The sequence below is a fragment of the Pseudomonas sp. P5_A12 genome, from assembly GCF_056400685.1.
In genome coordinates this window covers 1-5,540 of sequence record NZ_JBFUKU010000327.1, presented here as the reverse complement: position 1 = coordinate 5,540, position 5,540 = coordinate 1, and the positions used below count along the sequence as shown (strand labels likewise).

Below are 5,540 nucleotides of genomic sequence, written 5' to 3'. Positions count from 1 at the left end.
ATCCGACCACGAAAACCCGTGCCGCATCGTGATCATCCCGGGTGCGCGCAAGAACTTTGACCACGATGCACTGATGACGCATCTGTTCGCCAGCACCGAGTTGGAGTCGAGCTACCGGGTCAACATCAACATCATTGGCCTGGACGGCAAGCCACAGCTGAAAAACCTGCGGGCGCTGCTGGTCGAGTGGCTGGAATTCCGGGTGCAGACCGTGCGTCGGCGCCTGCAATTCCGCCTCGATAAGGTCGAACGTCGCCTGCACCTGTTGGACGGTTTGTTGATTGCCTACCTCAACCTGGATGAAGTAATTCACATCATCCGTACCGAGGAGCACCCAAAGGCCGCCCTGATCGCGCGTTTCGCCTTGAGCGAAATCCAGGCCGACTACATCCTCGACACCCGTTTGCGTCAATTGGCGCGACTGGAAGAGATGAAGCTGCGTGCCGAGCAGGATGAATTGCTCAAGGAACAAGCCAAGCTGCAAGCCCTGCTGAGCAGCGAAGCCAAGCTGAAAAAGTTGGTGCGCACCGAGCTGATCAAGGACGCCGAAACCTATGGCGATGACCGTCGGTCGCCGATTGTCGAGCGCGCCGAAGCCAAGGCCCTGACCGAACACGATCTGCTGCCGAATGAGAAAGTGACGGTCGTGCTGTCGGAAAAAGGCTGGGTTCGCTCTGCCAAAGGGCATGAGATCGACGCCACTGGGCTTTCCTACAAGGCCGGGGACGGCTTCAAGGCCTTGGCGGCTGGTCGCTCCAACCAGTTTGCGGTGTTTATCGACTCCACGGGTCGCAGTTATTCGGTGGCGACGCACACGTTGCCATCGGCCCGCGGCCAGGGCGAGCCGCTGACAGGTCGTCTGACGCCGCCGCCAGGCGCGACTTTCGAATGCGTACTGATGCCGGAAGACGATTCGCTGTACGTGATCGCTTCCGACGCCGGGTATGGTTTCGTAGTCAAAGGCGAAGATTTCCAGGCCAAGAACAAGGCCGGCAAGGCGCTACTGAGCCTGCCGAGCAACTCGAAAGTCATTCTTCCGCGCCCGGTGGCTGATCGCGAGAACAACTGGCTGGCTTCGGTGACGACCGAAGGTCGCTTGCTGATCTTCAAAATCAGCGACCTGCCACAATTAGGTAAAGGCAAAGGCAATAAGATCATCGGCATCACCGGTGAACGGGTGGCCAATCGCGAAGAGTATGTGACGGACATCGCCGTATTGCCTGAGGGTGCCACTTTGGTGTTGCAGGCCGGAAAGCGTACTTTGTCACTGAAAGCAGACGACCTTGAACACTACAAAGGTGAGCGTGGGCGTCGTGGTAACAAATTGCCACGTGGCTTTCAGCGGGTGGATGCGCTGCTCGTCGAAAACCTCAATTAAGCGTCCCAGGCGGCGTTCTCGACAGTTTCCCTCCTGCGGGGAACCAGTCGCTAACGCCTGCTAGAGCGTTCGATCTACGATTTAACGCGTGGATCAACGCTTTGGCGCTGGAGTCGGAACGCATATTCACGGATGATAGGGCCTTTCAAGCGCCGGCGTGGCCGAGCGTTCTTCATATGTATTGAGTATTTTCACTGTGGTTAGCCTTGTGGCAGCCACCTGGATGGGACGATGACTGCTCTGCGCCTTCCTTTTATTTTGGTGCTCGCTGGCGTTTTAGGCCTGGCGGGTTGCAGCGTTCATCAGCCGGTGTCGCTGTATCAACTGGACAGCGGAAGCCCGGTTTCGCCAGCGCAAAGCGCGGGCATGGCTGTATTGTTGGGTCCGGTAACGGTTGCCGATTACCTGCAACGCGAAACCCTGTTGCAGCGTCAGCCCGATGGCAGTCTGCAAGCTGCCACGGACGGTCGTTGGGCGGGCAGCCTGTCTTCCGACATTGATCAGCTGTTGTTGCGTCAGGTAGCCGGTCGACTGGACAGTCAGCGCGTTGTGCTGGCGCCTGCCACTTCGGGTTTTACCCCGGATGTTCAGGTATTGCTGACAATTACTCGCCTGGACTCGGGTGTGTCGCAACCAGCAATCCTGGATGCGCAATGGCGATTGATCGACCGTCGTGGAAAGGTTCGCGATAATCGCATCATTCACCTGCAAGAAGAGCACTCGGGCGGCACAGCGGCGCAGGTTCAGGCGCAAGGTGTGTTGTTGCAGCGTCTGGCGGAGCAGTTGTCGGTGGCGCTCAAGCCATTGGCCAACCAGCCAGCGATTGCTGATGCGCCGCGTAAACCTGCGGCAAAACCTGTCGCGCCTGCGGTCCAGCAAGAGAAACAGCCGAAGATCCCGATGGCTTCGCCGATCCGGACCGATATGGAAGTGTTCAGGTTCTAAGCCTGGATTGTTCAACACAAAGCCCGCAGTGATGCGGGCTTTGTTGTTTCTGCAGGGGCTTGTAGCAGCTGTCGAGCCTGCGAGGCTGCGTTCGAGCCGGGGTCGCGCTCGACCGAAGTCCTCGCAATTCCTGCGAGTGCGGTCTATTGGAATGCATCCATTGCCCTTACGACTGCTGCGCAGTCGAACGCAGCCTCGCAGGCTCGGCAACTGCTACATGAAGCCAACAAAAAGCCCGCAGACAATCTCTTGTTTGCGGGCTTCGTTGTTACGGTGTTAAGGCTTACGCCCGACGTTCATGCATCCGCGCCAGTTGCCGTTCCAGCATCGACGGATAAGGCTCCATCAACCGCTCCACACAACAAGCGCCCTCAGGGCTTGCAATAGGGCGAATCCGTGCACGTTGACGAATCAGTACGTCGTCACCGATCTTGCGCTGCACCAGTAGCAGGTTGCGGCTGTGTTGCGACAGGGCCAGAGCGTCCTGAGCGGGTTCGGTCAGCAGCAAATCGATCTGACTCATACCGAACAACTCTTCACCCAGCGACAGACCCAACTGCAATTGCAGGGTGATGCCGCTGTCCGCCACTTCGATCTGCAACTGATGACCCAGGGCTCGCAGCAACTCACCGCAGCAGATGGCGTTGGTCAGGTAGTCGTCGCCACTGTCTTCGGTGTGGAACAGCATCAGCGTGCTGCCATCATTCAGTGTGTGCAGTTCGCTCTGGTAGAGCAAAGCCGCCTGATCAAGGCAGTCGCGATAGCGTTTCAGCAATTCTTCGAGGCGTGCGCGGGGCAGACGGCGCAGTTGGTCCTGGGCGCCCAGTTGCACGGCCAGGACGGCGCTGTGTTGTGGCACGTTCGAGATCACGGGTTTTGCTGCCGGTTTCGGTGCGACGGCGACCGACTCGTCACGCAGGTCGGCAAACGCATCATCGTCATCGTCGTCTTCAACGGTGCTGACAATCTGCCGTGGCGCTGGTTTCAGGCTGGCGACCGGTTTGGTTTCATCGAAACTCGGGTCACGCAAGTTGCGTACTTCGAAGGCCGGCTCGTTGTCGTCCGCGTCTTCATCGCTGTCGTCGTACTCAGGCTCCGGCACCGGTTCTGGCTCGGCGGGCTCCGGTGCGAAATTGGCGTGCAGCTGGCGGGCCAGGTCGCCGATCTCGTCCTGGCGGTCGGTGGCCGGGGTGTATTCGTCGATGTTGCGCAGCCACACGCGCAATTGCAGCAGCGGAGTAGAGATGTGGCGGCCCAAACGCAGGCTCAGGGCCAGGGACAATGCCAACAGGATTGCACTCAAAATGCCCATGCTTTGCAGGCTGATGGTCATTGGCTGCTGGAATTGATCCATGTCCAGGCTGATGCGCAGTTGCCCGGCGGTCACGTCCTGGAACGTGATCTTGCTCTGGTACATGCCCTCGGCTTCGCCCAGCAGACTGTGCTTGGGACGCTGGCCGGCCTCGGCGAGGATGCGGTTATCCACGCTATAGATGGCGGCGTGGGCCACCAGCTTGTTCTTGGTCAGGTTGTTGAGCAGCACATTGAGACTGAGGATGTCGTTGGACACCAACAGCTCCGTAGCGGAGGTGGCTGTCTGCGTGGTCAGGCTTTCGCCCAGCGCATCTGCCTGCTCGTGCATGGCCTGCTTGAACTGCAAACCCATCACGCCGGCATAGATCACCAGGGCCAGAGCGACCAGGATCACGTTATGGCTGGCAATGCGCAATGCAATCGGTACACGGCGGTGGCGCAGTGCCCGGAAGATCAGCAGAAAGAAGTTGTCGGTTTTTACTGGCGTGGGCCGGTTCACTTGCGCTCGGCTCTTTGTCCGTGAAGTTGACGCGCAGTATAGCGACAGGCCATAGGCCGGCAAAGCGCTCACGGTGCCCGATGGTCACTGAAAGTGGGTAGAATGCGGTTTTTTTCCACTTGCGGGGGTGCGCCTTGCGCGAAATCGTCCTGATAAACATCACGGGAGTCGACCGTCCGGGTCTGACTGCGGCCATTACCGGTGTTCTGGCCCAGGGTGGTGTGAACATTCTCGACATCGGTCAGGCGGTGATCCACGACACCCTGTCGTTCGGCATCCTGGTTGAAATTCCGGATACCGAGCAAGGCAAGTCGGTGCTCAAGGACATCCTGTTCAAGGGTTACGAGCTCGATCAACAGGTGCGTTTCACGCCGGTGTCCGAAGAGGATTATCAGCAGTGGGTCGGCAATCAGGGCAAGAAACGCCACATCGTGACGCTATTGACTCGCAAAGTGACTGCCGGGCAATTGCAGGCCGTGAGCTCGATCACCGCCAAATATGGTCTGAACATCGATCACATCGATCGTCTGTCCGGACGCATGCCGCTGGACACCCCGGCCGACAAGGGCAAGGGCTGCATCGAGTTTTCCGTGCGTGGCGAAGCGGCTGATCCGCAGGCGCTGCGGGCCGAATTCCTCAGCGTTGCGCAGGAACTGAACGTCGACATCGCCTTTCAGGAAGACTCGCTGTTCCGTCGCAACCGTCGCCTGGCGGTGTTCGACATGGACTCGACCCTGATCGAAGCAGAAGTGATCGACGAACTGGCCAAGGCGGCGGGTGTCGGCGATCAAGTGTCTGAAATCACCGAGCGAGCAATGGCTGGCGAGCTGGATTTTCGCGCGAGCTTCAAAGAGCGTCTGGCGTTGCTGCAAGGTCTGGATGTCAGCGTGCTGGATTCGATCGGTGCTTCCCTGCGCCTGACCGAAGGTGCTGAAACTCTGTTCGCCGAACTCAAGCGTTTGGGCTACAAGACCGCCATTCTGTCGGGTGGTTTTACCTACTTCGCCAAGCAATTGCAGGCCAAGCTGGGCATTGACTACGTATTTGCCAACGAACTGGAAGTGGTCGACGGTAAAGTCACGGGTGTTGCGGTCGAGCCCATTGTCGATGCGCAGCGTAAGGCAGACTTGCTGCGTGAGCTGGCCCATAAGGAAGGGTTGCGACTGGAGCAGACCATTGCGGTCGGTGACGGCGCCAATGATTTGCCGATGCTGGCGATTGCCGGGTTGGGTGTGGCGTTCCGCGCCAAGCCGCTGGTGAAACAGTCGGCGAAGCAGGCGATTTCCACCCTTGGGCTGGATGGTGTGCTGTACCTGTTGGGCTTTCGCGATCGCGACGGACAGCTCTAAAACAATGTGGGAGCGAGCCTGCTCGCGAAAACGGTGTAACAGTCAACATAGATGT

General features: G+C 58.8%; 4 protein-coding genes. 3 read left to right on the top strand and 1 reads right to left on the bottom strand.

The window, feature by feature from the left end; translation table 11 throughout:
* On the top strand, positions 1-1,378 hold a 1,378-nt coding region (locus tag AC1DSG_RS26785), incomplete at its 5' end, for a DNA gyrase subunit A (RefSeq protein WP_477793580.1).
* Positions 1,379-1,609: 231 nt separating this feature from the next.
* Positions 1,610-2,323 (top strand): PqiC family protein, encoded by a 714-nt coding sequence (locus tag AC1DSG_RS26780; protein ID WP_477793579.1) that lies wholly within the window; start codon positions 1,610-1,612, stop codon positions 2,321-2,323.
* Between the two features lie 283 nt (positions 2,324-2,606).
* Here AC1DSG_RS26780 and AC1DSG_RS26775 read toward each other — a convergent pair whose 3' ends face one another.
* The gene (locus tag AC1DSG_RS26775; protein ID WP_477793578.1) at positions 2,607-4,136 is read right to left on the bottom strand and encodes an AhpA/YtjB family protein; all 1,530 of its coding nucleotides are present in this window, start codon (positions 4,134-4,136) and stop codon (positions 2,607-2,609) included.
* Between the two features lie 134 nt (positions 4,137-4,270).
* Here AC1DSG_RS26775 and serB point away from each other — a divergent pair, with 134 nt between their 5' ends.
* Positions 4,271-5,485 (top strand): phosphoserine phosphatase SerB, encoded by a 1,215-nt coding sequence (gene serB, locus AC1DSG_RS26770; RefSeq protein WP_007945613.1) that lies wholly within the window; start codon positions 4,271-4,273, stop codon positions 5,483-5,485.
* The last annotated feature ends 55 nt before the right edge of the window (positions 5,486-5,540 follow it).